Source organism: Serratia sp. (in: enterobacteria), from assembly GCF_046715635.1.
Taxonomy (GTDB): domain Bacteria; phylum Pseudomonadota; class Gammaproteobacteria; order Enterobacterales; family Enterobacteriaceae; genus Chania.
Genome location: NZ_JBKJYW010000051.1, coordinates 1 through 19835, shown reverse-complemented (window position 1 = coordinate 19835; position 19835 = coordinate 1). Strand labels below are relative to the sequence as shown.

General features: G+C 54.5%; 25 protein-coding genes and 1 pseudogene. 8 read left to right on the top strand and 18 right to left on the bottom strand.

The window, feature by feature from the left end; translation table 11 throughout:
- The 12 genes from ACLQ7H_RS02605 to ACLQ7H_RS02550 form a co-directional block, all read right to left on the bottom strand.
- The coding region (locus ACLQ7H_RS02605) for a host specificity protein J (RefSeq protein WP_411751321.1) at positions 1 to 2802 on the bottom strand (2802 nt) is incomplete at its 3' end.
- Positions 2803 to 2859: 57 nt separating this feature from the next.
- Positions 2860 to 3513 (bottom strand): tail assembly protein, encoded by a 654-nt coding sequence (locus ACLQ7H_RS02600; protein ID WP_411751320.1) that lies wholly within the window; start codon positions 3511 to 3513, stop codon positions 2860 to 2862.
- Entirely contained in the window at positions 3510 to 4220 is a 711-nt protein-coding gene (locus ACLQ7H_RS02595) for a C40 family peptidase (RefSeq protein ID WP_411751325.1), read from the bottom strand. Before ACLQ7H_RS02595 ends, ACLQ7H_RS02600 begins: the two co-directional genes overlap by 4 nt.
- Positions 4221 to 4222: 2 nt before the next feature.
- A complete protein-coding gene (locus ACLQ7H_RS02590) occupies positions 4223 to 4975 on the bottom strand; it encodes a phage minor tail protein L (RefSeq protein ID WP_411751319.1) in 753 nt (250 codons plus the stop codon).
- 8 nt (positions 4976 to 4983) lie between these two features.
- The gene (locus tag ACLQ7H_RS02585) at positions 4984 to 5325 is read right to left on the bottom strand and encodes a phage tail protein (RefSeq protein ID WP_024486957.1); all 342 of its coding nucleotides are present in this window, start codon (positions 5323 to 5325) and stop codon (positions 4984 to 4986) included.
- Between the two features lie 286 nt (positions 5326 to 5611).
- Positions 5612 to 6724, bottom strand: a complete 1113-nt coding sequence (locus tag ACLQ7H_RS02580) for a phage tail tape measure protein (RefSeq protein ID WP_411751318.1) — start codon at positions 6722 to 6724, stop codon at positions 5612 to 5614.
- 357 nt (positions 6725 to 7081) lie between these two features.
- Positions 7082 to 7321, bottom strand: a complete 240-nt coding sequence (locus ACLQ7H_RS02575; protein ID WP_411751324.1) for a DUF1799 domain-containing protein — start codon at positions 7319 to 7321, stop codon at positions 7082 to 7084.
- Between the two features lie 62 nt (positions 7322 to 7383).
- Complete coding sequence (locus tag ACLQ7H_RS02570) at positions 7384 to 7734, bottom strand: phage tail assembly chaperone (RefSeq protein WP_411751317.1); 351 nt, start codon at positions 7732 to 7734, stop codon at positions 7384 to 7386.
- A gap of 77 nt (positions 7735 to 7811) precedes the next feature.
- Positions 7812 to 8474: a phage tail protein gene (locus ACLQ7H_RS02565; RefSeq protein WP_411751316.1), complete on the bottom strand. Its 663-nt coding sequence runs from the start codon at positions 8472 to 8474 to the stop codon at positions 7812 to 7814.
- 231 nt (positions 8475 to 8705) lie between these two features.
- Positions 8706 to 9110, bottom strand: a complete 405-nt coding sequence (locus ACLQ7H_RS02560) for a phage tail terminator-like protein (protein WP_411751315.1) — start codon at positions 9108 to 9110, stop codon at positions 8706 to 8708.
- A gap of 288 nt (positions 9111 to 9398) precedes the next feature.
- On the bottom strand, positions 9399 to 9764 hold the full coding sequence (locus tag ACLQ7H_RS02555) for an antiterminator Q family protein (RefSeq protein WP_411751314.1): 366 nt from the start codon (positions 9762 to 9764) through the stop codon (positions 9399 to 9401).
- 216 nt (positions 9765 to 9980) lie between these two features.
- The gene (locus ACLQ7H_RS02550) at positions 9981 to 10460 is read right to left on the bottom strand and encodes an N-acetyltransferase family protein (protein WP_411751313.1); all 480 of its coding nucleotides are present in this window, start codon (positions 10458 to 10460) and stop codon (positions 9981 to 9983) included.
- 85 nt (positions 10461 to 10545) lie between these two features.
- On the opposite strand from ACLQ7H_RS02550, the gene ACLQ7H_RS02545 reads away from it, so the two are divergent.
- From ACLQ7H_RS02545 to ACLQ7H_RS02535, 3 genes are all read left to right on the top strand, one after another.
- Positions 10546 to 11499 (top strand): LysR family transcriptional regulator, encoded by a 954-nt coding sequence (locus ACLQ7H_RS02545; protein ID WP_411751312.1) that lies wholly within the window; start codon positions 10546 to 10548, stop codon positions 11497 to 11499.
- Between the two features lie 69 nt (positions 11500 to 11568).
- Positions 11569 to 11751 carry a YodC family protein gene (locus ACLQ7H_RS02540; protein ID WP_411751311.1) on the top strand — a complete coding sequence of 61 codons (183 nt, stop codon included), beginning with the start codon at positions 11569 to 11571 and terminating at the stop codon, positions 11749 to 11751.
- Between the two features lie 105 nt (positions 11752 to 11856).
- Positions 11857 to 12270: a DoxX family protein gene (locus tag ACLQ7H_RS02535; protein ID WP_411751310.1), complete on the top strand. Its 414-nt coding sequence runs from the start codon at positions 11857 to 11859 to the stop codon at positions 12268 to 12270.
- A gap of 45 nt (positions 12271 to 12315) precedes the next feature.
- On the opposite strand, the gene smrA is transcribed toward ACLQ7H_RS02535, so the two are convergent.
- Positions 12316 to 12888, bottom strand: coding sequence for a DNA endonuclease SmrA (gene smrA, locus ACLQ7H_RS02530; RefSeq protein WP_411751309.1), 573 nt, complete (start codon positions 12886 to 12888; stop codon positions 12316 to 12318).
- 177 nt (positions 12889 to 13065) lie between these two features.
- Between smrA and ACLQ7H_RS02525 the strand changes: the two genes are divergently transcribed.
- Together ACLQ7H_RS02525 and ACLQ7H_RS02520 are read left to right on the top strand one after the other, a co-directional pair.
- Positions 13066 to 13404, top strand: coding sequence for an MbeD/MobD family mobilization/exclusion protein (locus ACLQ7H_RS02525; RefSeq protein ID WP_202728886.1), 339 nt, complete (start codon positions 13066 to 13068; stop codon positions 13402 to 13404).
- Positions 13405 to 13450: 46 nt separating this feature from the next.
- The gene (locus tag ACLQ7H_RS02520; protein ID WP_411751308.1) at positions 13451 to 13897 is read left to right on the top strand and encodes a DUF1198 family protein; all 447 of its coding nucleotides are present in this window, start codon (positions 13451 to 13453) and stop codon (positions 13895 to 13897) included.
- Positions 13898 to 13925: 28 nt separating this feature from the next.
- On the opposite strand, the gene ACLQ7H_RS02515 is transcribed toward ACLQ7H_RS02520, so the two are convergent.
- Together ACLQ7H_RS02515 and ACLQ7H_RS02510 are read right to left on the bottom strand one after the other, a co-directional pair.
- Positions 13926 to 14264 carry a DUF2002 family protein gene (locus tag ACLQ7H_RS02515; RefSeq protein WP_411751307.1) on the bottom strand — a complete coding sequence of 113 codons (339 nt, stop codon included), beginning with the start codon at positions 14262 to 14264 and terminating at the stop codon, positions 13926 to 13928.
- Positions 14265 to 14367: 103 nt separating this feature from the next.
- Positions 14368 to 15372 carry a helix-turn-helix domain-containing protein gene (locus ACLQ7H_RS02510; protein ID WP_411751306.1) on the bottom strand — a complete coding sequence of 335 codons (1005 nt, stop codon included), beginning with the start codon at positions 15370 to 15372 and terminating at the stop codon, positions 14368 to 14370.
- Positions 15373 to 15515: 143 nt separating this feature from the next.
- On the opposite strand from ACLQ7H_RS02510, the gene ACLQ7H_RS02505 reads away from it, so the two are divergent.
- Positions 15516 to 16544 carry an alpha/beta hydrolase family protein gene (locus ACLQ7H_RS02505; RefSeq protein WP_411751305.1) on the top strand — a complete coding sequence of 343 codons (1029 nt, stop codon included), beginning with the start codon at positions 15516 to 15518 and terminating at the stop codon, positions 16542 to 16544.
- On the opposite strand, the gene ACLQ7H_RS02500 is transcribed toward ACLQ7H_RS02505, so the two are convergent.
- Complete coding sequence (locus tag ACLQ7H_RS02500; RefSeq protein ID WP_411751323.1) at positions 16504 to 17082, bottom strand: substrate binding domain-containing protein; 579 nt, start codon at positions 17080 to 17082, stop codon at positions 16504 to 16506. The two genes, ACLQ7H_RS02505 and ACLQ7H_RS02500, sit on opposite strands and share 41 nt — an antisense overlap.
- A gap of 189 nt (positions 17083 to 17271) precedes the next feature.
- A pseudogene (locus ACLQ7H_RS02495) lies at positions 17272 to 17376 on the bottom strand (LysR family transcriptional regulator); the annotation flags it as partial.
- A gap of 131 nt (positions 17377 to 17507) precedes the next feature.
- Between ACLQ7H_RS02495 and ACLQ7H_RS02490 the strand changes: the two are divergent.
- Both ACLQ7H_RS02490 and ACLQ7H_RS02485 read left to right on the top strand, forming a co-directional pair.
- Positions 17508 to 18887, top strand: a complete 1380-nt coding sequence (locus ACLQ7H_RS02490; RefSeq protein WP_411751304.1) for an MFS transporter — start codon at positions 17508 to 17510, stop codon at positions 18885 to 18887.
- On the top strand, positions 18887 to 19267 hold the full coding sequence (locus ACLQ7H_RS02485; RefSeq protein ID WP_411751303.1) for a DUF4440 domain-containing protein: 381 nt from the start codon (positions 18887 to 18889) through the stop codon (positions 19265 to 19267). The genes ACLQ7H_RS02490 and ACLQ7H_RS02485 overlap by 1 nt, the downstream gene beginning before the upstream one ends.
- A gap of 191 nt (positions 19268 to 19458) precedes the next feature.
- Here ACLQ7H_RS02485 and asr read toward each other — a convergent pair whose 3' ends face one another.
- Positions 19459 to 19821 (bottom strand): acid resistance repetitive basic protein Asr, encoded by a 363-nt coding sequence (gene asr, locus ACLQ7H_RS02480; protein WP_411751322.1) that lies wholly within the window; start codon positions 19819 to 19821, stop codon positions 19459 to 19461.
- Positions 19822 to 19835 lie beyond the last annotated feature (14 nt).

Here is a 19835-nt window from a genome sequence, read left to right as displayed (position 1 = left end):
CGCCTCCTGGGCCTGGGAGAGTTTTTGGCGGTTATGCTCGATGGTCAGGCTGTTTTCGATGGCGGCTTTGCCCAGCTGCGTCAAATCCTGTTGCAGCACATCAACAGCATTGCTCAGATCGGCATTGCGGCCCGCCAGCTCGGCGTTAACCTTGTTCAGCGCCGCTTGCAGGGTATCGACATCCCCTTGCAGCGCATCCCTGTTCGCCTCGATATCGGCCTGCGCTTGGACGATCTTCTCGGCCAGATCCTGGACGTTCTGATCCGAAGGCAGGCTGTTGATCTTCTCCAACAGATCTTTGCCCAGTTCGGTCTCGGTAATGCTTTGCGCGATTTGCGCCAGCACCACGTCCGCGCTGTCCGAAGCCATCCCACGCACAAACTCGCTCCAGTCGGACTGGTTGCCAGTTTTGTCGGTAAAGGCCGCACGGAAATACAGCACCTGCCCGGCACGCAGGCCCTGCATGTCATAGCGATGCTGCGGATATGGCACATCGGCCAGTAAGCGTTCGTCGGCGAAATCCGCCCGGCTGGCTACCATCAGGGTGGTTTTCAGGCCGTCGGCAGAGTTCGGGCCAAAGCCCCAGGAAAGCTGAATGCCAAACACCACATCCTTGGTTGCCGTAAACGAAACAATATTAGGCGGCGAACCCGCTTTTCCTGCCAGATAGCTCGGCTCGGCATGACCCCACTGCGAGGAAACGCCCACCGCATTCACCGCCCGCACACGCACATCGTAGTTGCCGGCATAAATGCCGTTAACATCAAACCCGAGAGAAGGCGTCGCGCCCACATTCACCCAGTTGCCGTTATCTTTACGCCACTGGGCTTCATAGGTCACTGCGCCAGCGACGGCTCGCCACTGCACACGCATTGAGGCAACGTTAATCCCCTGGCTGACGTAGTCGTAGCGCGAGAGGGTGATATTCGCCGGAGCTGGCATCGCTCCTGGTGGTGTGACGGTGATTGGCGGCGCATCCAGGTGGATGCCGTTATCGATAAAGGTGTATTTATCCGGATCGTGCTCAACGGCGTTAATGGCGAAGGTGCCATCATCGTTGGACTGGACCGACACCACGCGGAACTGCTGGATCGCCAGGCTGTCGGAATCGATACTCCAGACGGCTTCAGCCTCTGGCTGCTGGCGGAACGGGGCGGTCAGCGTCACCGTCAGCTTGTCTGCTGCGATACTGGCAATAGTGCGAGTCTGCGCCGTGCCGTCTGGCAGATTGACGATCAGGCGATCGCCTTTGCCGAACGCCACTTCACGATCCAGCACTACTACACGATCCTGCGCGGAATGGATGCGTCCGCCGTTAGTCTTGCCTGCCAGCATGGCATCCGCAATGCCGATGATCCGGGCTGGCAGCGGAATATTGCCATCCAACCCGACGGTAAAGCTGACGGTACGATCTTTGGCGTTACTCAGGATTGCCCAGCGCCCACGGCGGTGAGCCTCGGTGCGCCGCGTGCAGCCAATGGCGGTGATTTCAGTCTGGTTAACGCCGTAGCGCTTCACCAGTTCGTTATCGTAAGCCGCTTCCACCGCGTCGGTATAATGGTTGGCCGGATCGCCCCATTTCACCAGCGCCGAGGTATAGCGATTCTTGTAAGAACCCGACGCATAGGCAAATTCGCCACCGATGACGTTGGCCCGCGAATAAACGAAATCCACATCGCGTGGCATATCCGCGTAGGCAAACAGCTGATCGTTGCCCCAGTAGGTGATGCCGCGGAAGATGGCGGCGATATCACGCAATACGGTGTAGGCATCCTGCTGCGACTGGATATACACATCGCACAGGAAACGCGGTTCTTTGCCTCCGCCCCCCAAGCCGTCATCAATCAGCTCATCGCAATACTGTGCGATGCTGTACAACCCCCACTTGTCGATCTCGGCGGCGGTAACCCGGTTGCCTAAGCCATAATTCTTGTCCAGCGCGATATCGTAAAACACCCAGGCAGGGTTGTTGCTCCAGGCCCATTTAAAGCTGCCATCCCAATTGCCGCTATACGTCCGCGCCAACGGATCGTAGTTGGTCGGTACGCGGATGATTTTGCCCTTCGGCTTGAGCGTAATTTTCGGCACTGAATTGAACTGCTGGGCATCGAACTCGATAAACAGCAAGGCGGTGTTGGGATAGCGGAACTTGGCGTCCACGATCTCGGTGTAGGTCTGGATCTGGGTAGTGTTTACCAGCTTGCTGCTGGTGGAGTCTGGGGTGATGCGCTTGATGCGCAGCGTCCAACTGGTGGTTGCCTTAGGTAGATTAATCCGGTGATCGCGCTCGTACAGGCTGGTGGTTTTGCCCTTTAGCGTACCGGTGACCACGGTTTTATAGGCTCCGCCATCGGTAGAAAGCTCGATCAGGTATTCCACCTGCGAACCGTTCATATCGCCGTTATCTTCCTGCTGGAACAGCGCCGGGAAACCCATGCGAATGCGCAGCGCGTCGATATCGGTTCGGGTGAAGGTTTTGGTCCAGACGTTAGTGGTGGTCAGCTTGACGTTGACCGGCGTTTCAGACTCTACATCCGGCATGCCCTGGATATAATCCTGAGTCTGGGTGCCGTTACGCACCTCCCACTTCAGGCCGGTAAAGTTTTCACTGCCATCGGGGTTATGTACCGGGGTGCCGTCGAGCAGAATGCGGGTGCCGTCTAACTCACCGGCAATTTCCCCTTCAGACAGCGCCAGCAGGATTTTGATTTTAGCGTTGGACTGCAAATCATCGGGGGCTTCAACCGGCGTATGCGCCGATCCACCACCGCCCTTGCGCCCATGAATAGTTAACTTTGTCATATTGCGCCCACAAAAAAGGTCGCGAATGCGACCTGTAGAAAAATGCCCTAAAGGGGCTTATTGCTGATTTTCAGCGTAAATACCGGCGGAAATTACCGCACCACCGATTTCCCGTTCGCCGTACAGCACCGGCACCGGGTAACCCTGCGCCGTGGTATTGACCGGTGAACCAAAGGCATAGGACGGTTTGTTCTCCACCGATTGGGAAGAGGACATGCCGAAGTTCGGCTGTGGCGTCATCAGTTGCATCACGCCGCCTAGGACCATCGAAGCCCCCATCATGGTTAAGCTGCTAACGGCCATTGCTGCGGAAGCAGTAAGTGTCGAAGCCGTAGCAGTCATCCCCATCGCACTCCCCCACGCAGCCATTGAGGCTCCAGCGGTATAAAACGCGGCCACCAGCGCCGCCACGCCGATCACAATCTGAAACATCCCTCCATTTTTACTGCCCGCAATCACTGGCATAATGCGGATATCAGCGCTGCCTTTGGAGGTAGCAAACTCGGCCAGGCCAATATTTTGCGGGCCATTAAAGAAGGCAAACTGCACGCCGTCCTTATGGGCATTCATCATGAATCTCTCAAATCCGGGCAAGGTGATACACAGCGCCCGCAGTGCTTCGCGCGTATCCGCCACCACCAGCCGATGAGTTTTGCCGAACTGTTTACCCAGTTGGCCACCCAACCGGATCAGTCTTGTTGTTTGCATCATAGAAGCTCCTTTCGGCGGACTACGCGTACCGTCCGCTCCTGAAAATATCCGCTGTAGGGATAACGCTGGCTAAGCTGGCCGAACAGGTGATGCAGCATCATGCCGTCCCCCAGATAGATACCCGCGTGGTTGGTAACCGGGGCTGAAACCTGCATCATGATCATGTCGCCCGCGCGCATCGGCCCCTGAAATTCTCGGAACCCTTCGGCGTACCAATGATCGTCATACAGGCGGGTTTTGCCGTCGATCCACCATTCATGTTCTACCGAGTAATCGTTCAGCGCGATGCCGTGTTCCTGGCGATAGTAATCCCGGATCAATGACCAGCAGTCGGCATGCCCCAACAGCCAGCTGCGCCCGACTAACGGGCGCTCACCGCGTGGCACAACTTCGGTGTAATCCCCTTCGGGCCACGAGACGATGCCCCAGACAATGCCCGAGTGATCGCACTGCAAACGATCCATCTCCGAAGGGATCAAAACGGGCACATCAGGATGGCTGTGGATAATGCGAATGATCTCGCCTTGATCTTCCACCTGCGCGTATTCCTGAGGGGAAATGACAAAGTTATCCAACGTGTTTTCCGCCACATTACGGCACGGCAGATAACGTGCCTTACGCCCGTTCTGCACCACAAAACCGCAGGACTCATTAGGATATTCTGCTGCGGCATGCTCACAGATCGCCTGCATGATTTCAGCCTGCATCATTACCTCCCCAACAGGTTGGAACCTGGGAACCCGCCAAAGGCCAGGGGTTGTGCATCACCAAAGCGTTTTTTGCAGGAGGACACCCGGCCACCGCAGACGTCCAACGCCGGATCGTCGATCGGTTTATCGTCCTTATCAAAACAGGCGCCGCCGCTGTAATCGCAACCTCTGCCGCTGCGGTACCAACCCCGGATGCACCAGGTGCACAGCCCGTGAATTTGCCGCGAGGGCAGTTGCTGACCTTGCAGATCAAACGGGGTACAGAGCTGGAACTCCACCACGCTGTTGGTTTCGGTGCTTTTGCTGTCGATATAGAACACCTGCACCCGCTCTTGCGAAGCATCCGCCAGAGCATTCCCCTCGGGGAAGTTGGCCGCATCCAGGTATTTAGCAAAGGTGTCATGCACCCGTACTTTCGCCTGAACCATATCGTTGAAGGTCAGACACAACGAAGACACCAGATTGCTGAGGTTGGCAACGCTGAGCCTGGGCGTTGGTTGCGAACCATCGCTGGTTGCTGCCAGGCCGGTGATCTCGTAGGGATAGGCTTCGTACTCGTTTCCCTGCCACCAGAGCGATTTCGGTTTCAGCCGCTGAGCCTCGTCGCCCGCCGCCGCGATCTCGGCCTGACTGTGGGGAATATTGTGCGCATGAAAGCGCATGATGTCCGCACCAAAGGCGGTGCCATCAATTTCGATCAGCTGGATCAGTTCCCCTGGCGCCAGCTTTTGCACTTCACTGTTAAATGACATGATTGCACCTATACGCCGAAGGCTTGTTCAAAGGCAAAACTCAACGCCTCCACATTGCGCGCAAGCGGCGTGACGGAGATTGAATCCGACTTGACGCGAAATAGCGCTTTCTTGCCATTGGGCGGCGTCCAGAAAAAGGCTACGAGCACGTGTTGATTTAAAAAGGCCAGCATCGACTGGGTCACGGCCGGATGGCCGGTATAGGCCAACTGCCACTGCTGCACCGCCTGGTTCAGCCCGTTGCTGCTGACCTGTTTATAGCCGTCGCCGAACTGCGCACTTCTGACGTTATGGACAAAGTTACCGCTAGGCGAGGCCTGGGTTTGCCATTGGAAAGTATCGATAAGCATAAAGACTCCGAGCAGTAATAACCGTCAGTCACTCGCCAGGCATTGCCCCTCACCCTAACCCTCTCCCACAGGGAGAGGGGACTGACCGTGCCACATATTGGATCATGCATTCGTCTTTCCTATCACCCTTGTTACAGGTTACTTCTGTACCTGAACACGGCGCCATACCAGCCCCCTCTCCTTTTTGGGGAGAGGGTTGGGGTGAGGGGGAAATAACGATTGAGGAGCAATTAATGAGGCCTGATGCCAGACTGCGGTTGTTACTATTGATAATTGATAAGGAGGATCAGCGGGCCGCTGAGGCATTCCAGATCAGGCCACCCGGTTTAAGCTCTTTGCCCAAACGTTCGGTGATCGCCTGATTAACGATGCCCTGCACCAGCTTGCCCATGCCGTCACCGGCAGAGGAGCTATTGGCCGCATTCGCCGAGCCGTCATGGTTCATTACTACGGTGCTGTTGACCGTAATGCCGCCCCCCTGTTCTGCCGCCAGGCCGTACATCGGGGCTTTGTTCCCACCCACTAGGCCACCATCCGCATAGCCGCGCATCATGGCGTAGAGATTGCCCACGCCGATCCGCTGGGTAGCTTCTTTGGTCATCACGAACTCGCCACGGTGTACCACGCCCGCCTGATCGTATTTACCGCCATCGCCGGTGTAACCACCGCTGGATTTGCCTGTGGCAGCGACTGCTGCCCCTGCTCCCGCCGTTCCACCTGTGACCAATGATGCAGGAGGAGTAAACGCATCCTTAAGCCATCCCATCGCTGTTTGTATGGCATAAGCCACCAACAACTGGTTGATGACCTGAATAATCATGGTGATAATCGACGTGCCAAACTCCTTAAAACTGGCTTTGCCGGTTGTCACTAATTCCGTCAGTTTGTCAGATAATCCCTGATGGGTTGCCTGGCCAATTTCATTGATCCCTTTATAAACATCGGTGACGCTTTCGTAATATTCCTGCCAGGTTTTCTTATCCTCATCCAGCTTCTCCTTGGTGGGGTCCTCTTTTGCCTCTCCGCCACCACCTTCTGCTAATGCTGCGGCATCGGCCCCGCCCGCCGCCGTTTTGGCCGCGTTATCCGTAGCCGTTTTATTGGGATCCGCCGCAGGGAAAAAGGTTGAGTCTATCCATTTCACCGCTTTATCAACCGCAAATCCGCTAATGATTTTGCTGAATAACCCGGCGGACATCTGCAAAATAGAAGAAGAAAAAGTATGAAAACTAAAGCGGCCAGTAGTGAGCAATCGGGTAAGGATCTCCGTCAGCCCCTCGTGGCTGGCCTTGGCCACCTGAACTACCGCAGCAGAAATATCGGTTGCGGTATCCAGGTAGCTCTGCCAGCTTTTTCTACCGGCCTCCGCCTGTTTATCTGAGATATAGTCACTCAGCAATCCCGGTTCTTTTTTAGGATCTACTTTAAGTTCATAAGCCGGCAATGGACGCAATGTTTTAAGGAGGTTCTCTCTTCTTAACCTATCCCCATCCATACTTTTCTGAAGCTCACCCAACGCCGGAATGAGCAGCATCTGCCGAACTCCGGAGTTCTCATTAATAGTCCTCAACCCCAAAACGAATTTTTCACCCGCCTCATTGTACCGAGCGGTAATCCTCCTAAGGCCATCTATTGCTTTAGGAATATCTTTATTATATAGATACTGCATCTTCTTGATGTTCTCACGCAGCAACATAGAGTCTGAGTCTGAATTTGCCATACTGCCCTCCAACCAACTTAACGCTGATATAAGTAGTTATTTATTATGAATTATCCTAAGTGCTGCGCTTTCCATTACGCGAATATCACTGAACGCGCTTGCCTCATCGTCCACGCCATAAAGCTTCATCAGCCAAGGCAGGCAGTTATAATCCAACCCGCTGACACCCCGCATGCCCATGCGCCACTGGGTTCCCATGGCCTGAAAAACCTGAAACGCTGGCCAAATATCGGGCCAGGCTTCAACGATCACCGGATCAAAATCGGCGGCGCTCAGACCAAAGGCACCGAGATCTTCAATGGCAGGCTCTGGCGTATAAAACGCTTCGGCAAGCGCTATCAGTTTTTTCCGCGTGCGGCCATCAGTTCGCGGGTAAACAGAGTGGCAATTGAATCAAACGCCCGCGGGTAGTTATCCAACAACACCAGCATGTTTTCGCGAGTAAACTCGTCAGGCAAAGCCCAGCCTGCGCAAATTTCCATCAAAAAATCCGCCATCGGCTCATTGCTGTAAATACCCGTTTCGCTTTGCAGTTCCAGGGTTTCACGCAAAGACTTTTCCAACAGCTCTAGCTGGGTACGCTTTTTATGCTTGAAGGTAAAAGTCAGCACGCCATCTTCATCTCCAGGGCGCGGAACGGAGACATCCGCCTTAAAGGTCGGCTTTGGATTCAGTTTAAATTCAACCATGATTTCCTCATTTTCCAGGTTTAACTCATCCCTATTAGCCCCTCGGGCAACCGGGCCTGAGGGGGAAATAGACGTGTTTAAGCAGTCACTTTATAGAACGTCATATCGCAAGACTGCACCGCCAGCGCCACCTGCACGGTTTCAACCTGGTTCACCGCAGTGGTGGGTTGCGGATCAAAAGCCGGTACCGCAGACCAGTAACGCAGCTCCTTGGCTTTTGGCACGTGCATGTAGAACGCCAGCGTGATGCCATTGCGATCGGCATCCTGCAGCAGGCTGTAGATCGGCTGGGAAGCATCGTGCGCAAAGGTAAAGGTCTGCGTTTTGGCCGCTTTAAAGGTGGCCAGGTTACGCTGACGATCGTCTTCCAGGAACTGCACCTGCACGTACTGCTGATCGCCGCCAGATTGCGCTACCTCGGTAATCTGAGGAATTTGCGTCCAGTTGGAGATCTTCTGCAACGAGCCTTTGCCACCACCGGCCGGGAAGAAGCTCACGTCGGTGGTATTGATGGCACCGATGGTGATACTGGTGTCCACTTGGGCAGTGATCTTGGCCACCAGGCTGTCGATCAGGCCCCAGCCGGAGCGTACCATTACGATGTCACCCACTTTCAGAGTGTGGCCGGTGGCCACGGTAAATACGGCGCCGTTAGCATTGCTGACTGCGGTGGTTACTACGCCTGGTGCTGTTGGCGCGCCAGCAAATACGGTGGCGCCATTTGGTAATGCAAAACCCATGGTAATTCTCCAATTTCAGATATAAAAAAACCGCCGGATAGCGGTATGCTTGGTTTACTTGCTGGATAATCACTCCAGCGATGTTTACAACGTTATACATCTTTATACCCTATGGATTTCAAGCTGCAGCTAGGCGACAAGCTATCTCATCCCCAGGAGCTTACGTTTAGTAAGTGACTGGGGTGGGATAGTGATGGTAACAACGCTGCAGCTTGAAAGACGACGGGTATATTAATAACCAGCCCAATAACCGATGGTCACCGGCAGGGTATATAATTCATCTTTGGCAATCGCTGGCAGGATATTGCCACCAGCATTGACATAACAGTTAAAATCATCGTCCGCCAGCACCAATCCCCGAGGGAATAATGAGATAATCTCCTCCGCCAGTTGGTAGCCAGTTTTCGCGCCAGTCCCGTTCTTCATCACAATATTAACCTGATAATTCCCGCTATAGGTCTGCACCTCTTGGGAAATACCTAGCGCCACCGCAGGCTCAGGAGCAATAAACGGTTCCAGATGAAGATCGTCATCTGCCGTAAAATTCACGTTAGCCAAGGTGTATTTAATATTATTTTCTTCAGCCCAGGCCGTTAACCTGGACTCAAACAAATCATTGATACGCAAGGTGCTCATAGCCCCTCCAGATTTCACCGCATTGGGTAAGAGTATATCGCCTTGGGTTAAACCAGTAATAACACTCTAACTGATAGTTTTCGTAGCGAGAAGCCTATTTCTTAAAAATATTTTTATCAACTGCGAAACACAATAACCACGCTATCAATTTACTAGATAAAACTCGTAGCGAATAGATTTTTATTAAATTATTTTTCACCGTTAATTTAAAATAACAAAACCACCCCGCATTGCGGGGTGGTAATTACTTCAATTTAAAAATTATTTATTTTTATTATCAATAATAGTTTATCTATCCATTTCCAAACGAATATTCTGGCTGACCAGACAACCTTCGATAAAACTTTCTGCCACCTGCATCTGTTGCCTTACCCGGCCTTCCGAACATTTCCAGCCGCGAGCAATAGCGGACTTCGATTGCCCATAAACGTAGTAACGCAAGATCAGTTCTAACTCCTCCGGCTGACGCAGAGCCTGCAGGTAAGCAACCGCACGATCCACAACCAAACCGTCCTCGTCACAACAAGAAGCCTGCTGTTTAGTACTGCCCGGCAGCAACCCTTTAAAACCGGCGGCGATATGCGAATATCCCAGAGAAGAACTTTCCCGTGCCCACACGCCCCAACGCCCCAAAACCTGTTGAATGTCCCGCATAAGACCTCCTTATTTTTCTTGGCTCTAGTGTAACCAGACGAGACAAAGCCGCCCATCGAAGGGTGTTGTAGGAAACCTCACAGGACAAAGCAGGGAAAAACCGAGAAGAAATGAAGGAACAGGCGCAGCACTATTGCGGGACGATAGCGCCAGCGGTGGAAAAAAGCATTAAATATCAGCCTTCGGAGGAGATGCCTCCCCCGAAGCGGGCGCAGATCAAGACATGGCAAACTGCTCGAGTACCTTGCCTTCCATACGATAGCGTACCCATTCATCTTGCGGAGCTGCACCAATGCTGAGATAGAAATCAATCGCTGGCTGATTCCAGTCCAGCACGCTCCATTCCAGGCGTCCACAACGGCGTTCACAGGCAAGCTGAGCGATGTGACGCAGCAAGGCTTTGCCCGTCCCCGCCCCACGGAACTTGGGTGTGATGTACAAATCTTCCAGATAGATACCGTTCTTGCCCAGCCAGGTCGAGTAGCTCATAAAGAACACCGCATAGCCTGCAGGTTCGCCATTCACACTGCAGATCAACGCTTCTGCGCAGGCGTTGGAGCCAAACAGGGTTTCTTCGATCTCTGCCACGTTAGTGCGCACTTCATCGCGGGCCTTTTCATACACCGCCAGCTCAATAATCATATCGAGAATGAGTCTGGCATCGGCTTTTACCGCCGGGCGGATTTCAATTGTCATGATGTTTCCTAGTTGAATGAACTAACCTGCTTGCCAGCATAATACTCAACCAATATTGTATGAACTGCATTTTCATCAATAGAGAATGAATATCATGCATCTGGATTTACGACGTATCGATCTTAACCTGTTATTGGTGTTTGAAGCGGTCTATCGCCTGCGTTCAGTTACCCGCGCCGCGTCGGAGTTAGCGCTGAGTACCTCTGCGCTCAGCCATGCCCTGACCAGGCTACGCAAGAGCCTCTCCGATGAGCTGTTTTACCGGGTGGGTAACGATATGCTGCCGACGGTTTTTGCAGAAAGCCTGGCCCCGGCGATCGGCGAAAGCCTGGCCTTATTGACCAAGGGATTAAACCCGCGCCCGCGTTTCGTGCCGGCAACCAGCCGCGAAACCTTTACCTTTGCCATTAGCGATTACACCGCCTTCGCGGTTTTCCCGGCGCTGATGGCGCATATGCAGCAGAATGCGCCCCACATTTCGTTCCAGCTGTGCTATTCGGAACGCAAAGTGGCGTTGAACGATCTGTTGGCAGGCAAGATTGATTTTGCCCTGGGCTTTACCGAAACCACGGATCAAAACTATCCAGAAATAGAGGAAATAGATTGGCTGGAGGATGACTATGTGGCGATCTGCGCCCCCAGTTTTATGCAGAAATATGGCGAACTGACACAGGAGCGTTATTTGCAGGCTCGGCATGTCGTCGTTACCCCATGGAACGAGGAAAGAGGCGTCATCGACTACCAGTTGGAGCAACAAGGGCTGCAGCGCGATATCGCTCTGAAGACCCCTTCTCTACTTGGAGCGCCCTTTATTATTGCGGCCAGTGAGTTATTGATGAGCATCCCGCGCTATGCAGCAAAACGGTTGCAGCAGGCAGCACCTCTACAGATCCATCCCCTGCCATTCGCGGTGCCAGCCTATACCATCAAAATCTATCTGCATCGCAAGAACGGCCGCCCCGCCGCCTGCAACTGGCTCAAACAGCAATTAACCGAGCTGGCGACAGGATCGGGCGCAGCATGCAGCGCCCCTACGTAACGAGCCGATTGAGGAATACCTGCGACCTCCTATACTCAGTGTTTACCCCAACAGATCAGGAGAAGTGACATGTCATTTAGCGTGGGTGATTTTGTGCAGCGTAAAACCGGTGGGCCAAAAATGACCGTTATCGAAGAAGATGGAGAGACGCTGATATGCAGTTGGGTCGAGTTAGGGGTTGAACAACGCACTGAGGTGCAGGCCAACGAAGTGAACCCGTATCACGAAGACGACGACTTCGGCGTCTGTTGATATTCCGTTAACTCCCTCACGCCCTCTCCCTAGATAAAATGTGAAGTTGATCTACTATTTACCAGGTACGGCAACCTATTTTGGGTAGTGGTTAAGGGGTTCACAATGAGCGAAAGTGTAAAAGACGGCACTATTCTGTTGGCCAGAATTTTGCTGATGATCCTGTTTCTTATTTTCGGTTGGATGAAGCTGACCAACTTTGGCGCCACGGTTACGGCAATGGAGGGCTACGGTGCGCCGATGCCTTACCTGGCCGCAGTTGTCGCCGTGGTGGTGGAGTTCATTTTCGGTATCTTCATCGTGCTGGGGGCCTTCACCCGACCAATTGCCATCATTTATGCGCTCTATGTGCTGGGCACCGCCTTTATCGGCCACCCGTTCTGGCGCTTTAGCGGAGCAGAAATGATCGGCAACGAAATCAACTTCTTTAAAAACATCAGTATTATCGCCGGTCTGTTGCTGCTTGCCGTTACCGGTGCTGGCCGTTATTCTCTGGATTATAAGTGGTTTAAACGCTAACTCTCCCCTATGGCGGCGCTCCCCTGCGCCGCCATTGCTTACACCTTAACGGCTATGTTTGGCATGGCGTTCGAAGTTATCCGCCTTGGCAGCGGCAGACTTACGCAAGGTGACGTAGCACGCCCCCTCACCACCATCGCGCGGCAGAGCCCGGCAAAACGCCTGCACCTGTTCAAACTGCCCCAGCCATTTGGCCAGGTAGCTGCGGATGATATTCGGATGGCTTTGATCTGTCCGCCCACGGCCATGCACAATCAGCAACGAGCGTAGGCTGTCTTTCTCCGCCTGGATGATAAAGCGGAACAGCGCCTGACGGCAGTTCTCGACCGGCTGGCGCAGCAGATTGAGGCTGACCTGCGGCGGATAGTGGCCGTGACGCAGCTTATCTAGCACCCCTTGCTGAATACCTTCCCCCTTATATTCCAACGGAGTATCGCAGGGAATAATGTCCAGAAAGCCGGTACTGAGGAAGTTCTCCAACTGCAACGCTTGAGCTTCCCGGCGCGCACGTTTATCGACAGGATCCTGCACCTTGAGGTACAGCGTGGGTTGCCCCGCGGATAACGGCCTCACATCGGCCATTGCCTGGGCAAAAAAATCGTTCTCTTCGTTGCTCATTTCGCATCACTCTCGGGAGATTTCACACACCGGCGGGCTGTTGCTGTTAGGGGGAATGGGATGATTGTAAGACGCCTTGCCTGGGTTGCAAGTGAGGAATTAACGGCAACGGGTGAGGTTATGAGCGCTTTTCGTTATACTGCAGGCCATTATTGAGTGCCGCAAAGGATCCAACCCATGAATATGCGCGAGCTGGAAATCCAGTTTCAGAATGCAATGAATGAGTTACAAGCCAGCTTCGAACAGCAGCACCGTGAATGGCAACAAAGCTACCAGGCTCTGCAACAGCAACTGGCCGAAGCGCAACGGCGTGAAACCACGCTGCGCATGCAGAATGAACAGCTGGTCAACAAACTCAGCACCGCCAGTTCGGTGCCGGAACAGCATGCCCTGGTCAAGCAGATCAAGATGCTGGGGGCCCATTTGGATGCGCTGGCACAAGATGCCGCCACCTTTAATCGCCATGTGCATAATAAACAACGGGCCGCAGACAATTTCAGCGGTGAGCAACACTGACAATTTCGGGCGCGTATGTTGCGCACCAAGACGGTAAAAATCATACATGACGTGGATCATCATCGCCGCCCTGATCGTAGTTTTCATTATTGGCTATCGTGTCATGACTTCCGACACCCGCAAGGCGATAGATTCGCTGGCGCATTTGCTGAAAGTAAAGCCGATGCTGGTGGAGTCCATGCTGCAGGAGATGGGTAGCCGCCACAGCCAAAGCTTTATCCGCATGTTGAACAACGGCTATACCGAAGAGATGCATCAGGCCGCCTATATGCTGTTTATCTACCTGACGTTTATCAAGCAGGCGGACGATGAGCAGATTGGCCTGTGGCGGGAAACGCTGCTGCGCGCCGGGCTGTCGCCCGAACTGCATGCCGAGCACACCGAAGCGGCGCTGTTTTACTTTGCCGAACTGGATCTGGATGCGTTTGAACTGGCGCAGTTCCGCCGGGCCTACAACGAACGTTATAACCGGGAAGCGCTGGCCAACTGGTGAAGCTTTCCCCCGGCATCGGGGGGAGAGTTTAAAGGAACATGCTGTAGAGATAGCGCGAGAGCGCATCGCGGGAGCTGAAACCGTGAGGAATGCCGTAACGCGCGTTGGGCGTATCACCGCTTAAATCCAGGGGAAACTCAAGATACTGCTCGCTGTTACGCATCAACGAGGTGGGCGTGGCAAAATGGAGGCTCTTCTCTTTCAACGCCGGGTGGATCACCAACGCCATTCTGCCCATTCGCGCTTCCCGATTCACATACACGTAGTGCTCGCCCTTACGAAAACCGTAGGTCTGATCGGTGACATAATCACGCTCAAAACCGGTACTCTCTAACACCTTAGCCACTTCATCCGGCCGTAAATACATCTATTTCTCCTCTCAGTTCTGGGTAGCTTTGCGACCTTACCGTAATCAGGAGATGAAACAATTAATTTATCCGTACTCATTCTGGTTTAGGAATAATCTGCAGCTATAGACCTCCCGTCTGCTGTTTACGCCATTCGCTGGGGCTCATCCCCTGAACCCGCAGAAACTCACGGTTAAAGTTGGATTTGGTGCTGAAACCGGCCTCCAGCATAATCTCGGTCACTGGACGATCGTTGCTACTCAACCACTGGGCCGCTTGCTGAATGCGTAATTGATTCACGTATTGGGATACGTTCATCCCCGCCTGCTGGTTAATCGCCTGGGAGACCTTACGTGCCGGTATGCCCACCTTGCGCGCTAAGCGGGCCAGGTTCAGCGCCGGTTCAAGATAGAGATCGTCCTTGCGTAGCCGCTGGTTGATCAGTTCAAAGCAGTGTTCGTCATCCTCTGAACCCGCTTCGGCTTTCGCAGGTGGCAAGGGCTGCTCTTCAGATTCTGGCTGTTGGCGCTCACGGCCAAGCACCAATCCTACCCCCAAGACCATCATCACATTGCCAAAGGCTGCCAGCGCGCCAGCATGCTTCCCGGCTAACAGCAAATAATCCAGGGTAATCGCCAACTCGGTCAGGCCACAGACGATCAACAGGCCGCCTAATCCGCACCATAAGCGATAGCTCAGCCAACTGTCCGCCAGCGCCACCTGCTGCAAGGCATTCTCACCGCGCCGCAGGTACAGCAAAATAGCCGCGCCGTAACCGAGATAGCCAACAATGATCAACCCATCCAGCGCCGCCAAGGTGCGCCACTGCACTAATAACACCAGCAGCGGGAACGTCAGATGCCCAACGACGCGCCACCCCATCGGCCCACGGGCCTGCAACATCAGCACCAGATAACACAATGGCGGGATCAGGGCGGCCCCCAGCGGTTGCAAAATAGCAACCCAGGGTTGCTGATAGCCAAAACGGATCCCCACCAACACGCTTTGCCAGGCGCAGATCAACAGCAACAGCTGTAGCAGCCAACGGCGTGGCCGTGGCCAACCAAGGCGCACGATCAACGCCAGGCACAACAGGCTGAAGAGAAAAGACAGCGGGATAAGCGGCATGTGACCTCTGTGATTATTCAGGAACGCCCCAGTGTAGGGACCATAATCAGCTAAAACAATCGCTTAACGACCTGGATCGCGATCGAGGTCGCGCCTGGATAATGCGAATGCGATGGTCTGGTTTTCCCCTTGAAGGAGCAGTTATGAAAAAGTTATGGATCCTGTGTCTGCTGTTTAGCAGTGTAGCCACCGCCGCGCCCTGGCAGGTTGCCAGCCGCCTGCAAACGTTTTATAACGGCGATCGCCCATTGGTCACCCGTATCTATTACCCCACAAACGCTCAAGGCCAGCCACAACAGGTCGGCGGCAGACCGGTATTTGCAGGCATCCCTGCTCTGCCAGACGCCCCGCCAGCAACCGGGCATTTTCCACTGATGATCGTCAGCCACGGCAGCGGTGGCAATAATAGCAGCCAAGCCTGGCTGGCGAAGGCGTTGGTAGAACAAGGAATGATCGTGGTTGCAGCCAATCATCCGGGCAGTACCAGCGGTGATTCTATCCCGGCAAAATCGCTCGAACTGTGGCAACAAACGAGCGATATCTCGGCGCTGATCGACGCAATGCTCAAGGATGGTACATGGCAGCCGCGGATCAACGCACAGGCCATTGGCGTGGCGGGGCATTCCAAAGGTGGCTACAGCGCTATCTCCGCCATTGGCGGCCAAGTCGCGTTAAAAGATTTTATCGCCGGTTGCCAACGCCAACCACACTCGCCTAACTGCCTGTTTTATGCCGAGGTTAACAAGAATACTCTCTCTGCCACCCAGTTTGATGCTCATTACACCGATGCCCGCATCCGCTTCGCCATTGCCCTGGACCCAGGCATGGTGCCCTATCTGCAACCGGCCAGCCTGCGCCAAATCAGCGCGCCGATGCTGGTCATTGCCGCACAACACTTTATGCCGGGTAACGATCCGGAAAGTCTGGGAGCTGAGTCGCTAGCAACGCACAGCGGGCAGCAGCCGATCAAGGCCGTCGTCTTGCCGGGTAGCAATCACTTCGATTTCCTACAGCTGTGTACCTCGGCCGCCCCGGAGATATTAGCGGAGGAAGGGGAAGCCTTTATCTGTGGGTCTTCCCCTGCTGAACGTGAACATGCCCACCAGCAAACCATCGCTGCCGTGCTGGCTTTTATTCAGCCGTGGCTATCCGCGCCCGCAGGAAATCAATAAACGCTCGGACCTTCTCCGGTACATGACGCGTGTTGGGATAGAGCGCATAAATGCTCTGTCTCGGGAACGGGTGATCTGGCAGCAAGTGGCACAATTGCCCGTTAGCAATAACGGGCCGTACCAGCCATTCCGGCAGCAGGGCAACACCGGCCCCCTGTAACGCGAAAGTCAGCAACGCAGTGGCACTATCGGCCATCAGCCTGGCGTCATCTTCCACCTTGAACAACACCGCCTGACGTTGAGGGGTGAGCACTTGCCAACTCAGTGGTGAAGGGAGACGGCTATGAGCCAGCCAGGCAGCCTGAGCCAGTTGAGGCAGTGACTCGATCGGCCACTGTGCAAGATAAGCCGGTGCCGCCACCGGTAAGATCGCAAAGTTATCTATCAGCGCCGCATGATGGTTGGAGTCCGCCAACTGACCCAGGCGGATAGCCACGTCAAAGCGCTCGGAAATCAGATCCGCGTGGTAGGAAGAAGAAACGTGCTGAATGCGCAAGCGCGGATGCAACTGCGCGAACGCGGCCAAGGCCGGAACCACCACCTGCGCACCATATTCCGGCGTGCTGGTGATGCGCAAAATGCCACTCAAGCCATGATGATCGCGGCGTACATCGTCGAGCAGGTACTCCGCATCCTGTAATAACCGTTGGCAACGCGGATAAAAACGCTCCCCGGCGTCGGTGAGTGACAGCCGCCGCGTACTGCGCACCAGCAATGAAACGCCTAGCTCGCTCTCCAACTGTTTAATATTAAAGCTGACCACTGCCTTGGTTTGCCCCAAAGCCTCCGCCGCAGCGGTAAAACTGCCGGTATCGACCACCGCCGCAAACATCGCTAACCTGGCTAAATTGAGCATCTTTCATCGCCCCAACTGTCAAAATATTTTTGACAGTGTAATCGCCCAGCGCCGATTTATCAGCCCTTTCCCGCCCGCTACACTGCATGCCTTCAACCGGAGGCTTCATGGCTTATCGCAGTAAAGTGGCAATCGTCTATCTGCTCGGATTCTTTGTCGATCTGATCAACATGTTTATCGCCAACGTCGCCTACCCGGCGATCGGCCTCGCCTTGCAGGCGAGCATCAGCCAGTTGGCCTGGATCAGCAACGGTTACCTGCTTGGCCTGACGCTGGTGATCCCACTCAGCGCCTGGCTAGCGCAACGTATTGGCGGGCGGCAGGTCTTTCTGCTGTCGTTGGTACTGTTTATGCTGGCAACCACAGCGGCAGGGCGTGCTGGCTCGATCGAAGAGCTGATCGGCTGGCGGGTAATACAAGGTATGGGCGGAGGGTTGCTGATCCCGATTGGGCAAACGCTCACCTATCAGCTGTTTCGCAGCCATGAACGCGCCGGGCTTTCTGCCGCCATCATGCTGGTGGGGCTGCTGGCCCCGGCGCTATCCCCGGCATTGGGAGGCCTGATTGTCGATCATCTTGACTGGCGCTGGGTGTTTTTCAGCAATCTGCCGCTGGCGGCACTGGCCTTGCTGTTGGCTATTCTTTGGCTGCGTAACGAACCTGCGGCCAGCGAAGTTAAACGGCTGGACGTCACCGGGCTGATTAGCGCCTGCCTGGCACTGACCTTGATCCTGCTTGGCCTGACCCAACTGAGCGGCACCGATCCGCTGTGGCAAGGAACCCTCTTGCTGCTCGGCGGGCTGTTGGTGTTTGCTTACTACCTGCGGCACAGCCTGCGCCATCCCCACCCGCTGCTGGATCTACGGCTGGTGCGGGATCCGCAATTACGCATCGCCATGATCGTCTACCAGTGTATTCCGGGTCTGTTTATCGGCGTCAGCCTGGTGGCTATGCTGTATCTGCAAAACCAGCTGGGTATGTCGGCCACTCAGGTTGGCGGGCTGATGGTTCCCTGGTCACTGGCCTCTTTTGCCGCCATCACCCTGACCGGCAAGGTTTTCAACCGTTGCGGCCCACGCCCGTTGTTTATTGCCGGTTGTGCTTTGCAAGGGCTGGGGATGCTGGCCTTATCGCAAATCGGCGATGCCGGGCAGCATAGCTGGCAAATCTTCGCGTTTGCCTTGATGGGGCTGGGTGGCAGCCTGTGTAGCAGCACGGCACAAAGCTGCGCCTTTCTCACCATTGCCGACACCCAGTTGGCCGATGCCAGCGCCCTATGGAATATCAACCGCCAGTTGAGCTTTTGCTTTGGCGTTACCCTACTGAGCCTGTTGCTGAATCTGTTGCTCGGCCATATGGAACCACTCATGGCCTATCGTTACTGTTTTTATCTCGCCGCAGCCAGTACGCTGTTCCCGATGTTGCTGTGCCTGCGTATTACCAACCGCGCCATCGTGCGCCATCTCAACGCTGAACAGGAATCGTGATGAATCGTTATTTTACCGAAGTGATTGACGCCCATGTGGCTATCGCCGACTGGCTGGGAAAAGGGGCTGGGGAACTGCAACCGCTCTTGGCGCGGTTTCACGCAAATTTTTGCATGATTGCCCTGAACGGCAGCAAGCTGGGATCTAACGAGCTAGGGGCATTTTTCCAGGCGCATCGGGCTGCAAAGCCGGGGCTGGAGATTGTGATCGAAGAAATGAAGATGGTCGCAGAATGGACAACGGGTGCCGTAGTCAACTATCGCGAGAAGCAAACGCTGCCAGGCCAACCGGCGACCCTGCGTTATTCTAGCGTGGTATTCACCCAGACCGCCGACGGGCTACGCTGGCTACACCTGCACGAAACGCCTATCGGGCAATAATCACAGGAAACTGCTGGCCAGGAACAATTGCCAGGCAACCACCAGACCACCTAGCGTGACGGCACTGAAGATCACTTCAAACAGGTAGCGGTTCATCAAGATGACCTCACCTCAAAAGAAGACACCCGGCAAACCGGGTGTCAGAGTATTCAGCAGAGGATGCGGAACCCTGACGGCTCCGCAATCTTCACTTATTTAGCAGCAGGAGCTGCGGCTTTCTTGCTTGATTTGTGGTGTTTTTTAGCAGCCTGGGCTTTCTGAGCTGGTTTGGCAGCGGCTTTGTGATGCTTTTTAGCAGCCTGAGCTTTCTGAGCTGGTTTGGCGGCGGCTTTGTGGTGCTTTTTGGCAGCCTGGGCTTTCTGCTCTGGTGCTTTTTTAGTGGCTTTCTTGTGTTCTTTCTTATGGTGAGTCGCTTTAGCTGGAGCTTTCTCAGCCGCAGGAGCTGTAGTAGTAGGAGCCGCGGTTGGTGCCGGTGCAGCTGCAGTATCAGCAGCGAAAGCAACAGAAGACAGGCCCATGGTGGCAGCAACGATCAGCGCTAATACTTTTTTCATCTTTAAATCCTCAG

Coding starts and splice junctions, on each gene's coding strand:
- ACLQ7H_RS02600 (WP_411751320.1), bottom strand. CDS start 3,513: ATGATGCAAACAACAAGACTGATCCGGTTGGGTGGCCAACTGGGTAAA.
- ACLQ7H_RS02595 (WP_411751325.1), bottom strand. CDS start 4,220: ATGCAGGCTGAAATCATGCAGGCGATCTGTGAGCATGCCGCAGCAGAA.
- ACLQ7H_RS02590 (WP_411751319.1), bottom strand. CDS start 4,975: ATGTCATTTAACAGTGAAGTGCAAAAGCTGGCGCCAGGGGAACTGATC.
- ACLQ7H_RS02585 (WP_024486957.1), bottom strand. CDS start 5,325: ATGCTTATCGATACTTTCCAATGGCAAACCCAGGCCTCGCCTAGCGGT.
- ACLQ7H_RS02570 (WP_411751317.1), bottom strand. CDS start 7,734: ATGGTTGAATTTAAACTGAATCCAAAGCCGACCTTTAAGGCGGATGTC.
- ACLQ7H_RS02565 (WP_411751316.1), bottom strand. CDS start 8,474: ATGGGTTTTGCATTACCAAATGGCGCCACCGTATTTGCTGGCGCGCCA.
- ACLQ7H_RS02560 (WP_411751315.1), bottom strand. CDS start 9,110: ATGAGCACCTTGCGTATCAATGATTTGTTTGAGTCCAGGTTAACGGCC.
- ACLQ7H_RS02555 (WP_411751314.1), bottom strand. CDS start 9,764: ATGCGGGACATTCAACAGGTTTTGGGGCGTTGGGGCGTGTGGGCACGG.
- ACLQ7H_RS02550 (WP_411751313.1), bottom strand. CDS start 10,460: ATGACAATTGAAATCCGCCCGGCGGTAAAAGCCGATGCCAGACTCATT.
- ACLQ7H_RS02545 (WP_411751312.1), top strand. CDS start 10,546: ATGAATATCATGCATCTGGATTTACGACGTATCGATCTTAACCTGTTA.
- ACLQ7H_RS02540 (WP_411751311.1), top strand. CDS start 11,569: ATGTCATTTAGCGTGGGTGATTTTGTGCAGCGTAAAACCGGTGGGCCA.
- ACLQ7H_RS02535 (WP_411751310.1), top strand. CDS start 11,857: ATGAGCGAAAGTGTAAAAGACGGCACTATTCTGTTGGCCAGAATTTTG.
- smrA (WP_411751309.1), bottom strand. CDS start 12,888: ATGAGCAACGAAGAGAACGATTTTTTTGCCCAGGCAATGGCCGATGTG.
- ACLQ7H_RS02525 (WP_202728886.1), top strand. CDS start 13,066: ATGAATATGCGCGAGCTGGAAATCCAGTTTCAGAATGCAATGAATGAG.
- ACLQ7H_RS02520 (WP_411751308.1), top strand. CDS start 13,451: ATGACGTGGATCATCATCGCCGCCCTGATCGTAGTTTTCATTATTGGC.
- ACLQ7H_RS02515 (WP_411751307.1), bottom strand. CDS start 14,264: ATGTATTTACGGCCGGATGAAGTGGCTAAGGTGTTAGAGAGTACCGGT.
- ACLQ7H_RS02510 (WP_411751306.1), bottom strand. CDS start 15,372: ATGCCGCTTATCCCGCTGTCTTTTCTCTTCAGCCTGTTGTGCCTGGCG.
- ACLQ7H_RS02505 (WP_411751305.1), top strand. CDS start 15,516: ATGAAAAAGTTATGGATCCTGTGTCTGCTGTTTAGCAGTGTAGCCACC.
- ACLQ7H_RS02490 (WP_411751304.1), top strand. CDS start 17,508: ATGGCTTATCGCAGTAAAGTGGCAATCGTCTATCTGCTCGGATTCTTT.
- ACLQ7H_RS02485 (WP_411751303.1), top strand. CDS start 18,887: ATGAATCGTTATTTTACCGAAGTGATTGACGCCCATGTGGCTATCGCC.
- asr (WP_411751322.1), bottom strand. CDS start 19,821: ATGAAAAAAGTATTAGCGCTGATCGTTGCTGCCACCATGGGCCTGTCT.